Raw genomic sequence first — 562 nt, 5'->3', positions numbered from 1 at the left:
GCCTACCCGGACGCGGCCCCCGTGGACCTCTTCGAGACCGTCCACAGCGACGTCCTGTTCCGCATGCCCTCGCTCCACCTCGCCGAGGCCCACACCGCCGGCGGCGGCACGGCACACCTCTACGAGCTGCGCCGACCCGCCCCCGCCCTCGGCGGGGCGCTCGGCGCCCCCCACGGCCTCGACGTGTCCCTGCTGTTCGGCACCTACGACGCCCCGCAGGCCCGGCTGCTCCTCGGCGAGGGCCCGGTCCCCGAGGACCTGCTGGCCCTCGGGGACAAGATCCGCCGCTCGTGGACGGCCTTCGCGACCCACGGCACCCCGGGCTGGCCCGCCCACCGAACCACCGACGGACGGCTCACCCGCCTCCTCGACACCGAACCGGGCACGGCGCCGTACCCGGAGGAGCCGTCCCGGAAGGTCTGGGAGGGACACACGGTCCGGCCGTACGACCTGCCCGCCTGACGGGGCCGAGCGGGCGGACTTCGGCGCACGCTCCTCGGCGGAGGGGCGGCGCCGGTACGGTGGCGCACTCACGTGGCCCGCCGTTCCCCGCGAGGAGCCC

Annotated in this window: 1 pseudogene; it reads left to right on the top strand. The window is 76.9% G+C overall.

Annotated features, from left to right (window positions below):
• A pseudogene (locus K6I33_RS35595) lies at nt 1-462 on the top strand (carboxylesterase family protein); the annotation flags it as partial.
• Nucleotides 463-562: the final 100 nt, after the last annotated feature.

The organism is Streptomyces sp. UNOB3_S3 (assembly GCF_020740895.1).
GTDB lineage: Bacteria > Actinomycetota > Actinomycetes > Streptomycetales > Streptomycetaceae > Streptomyces.
The sequence above is the reverse complement of the archived record's forward strand: the minus strand, read 5'-3'. Positions and strand labels throughout refer to the sequence as shown.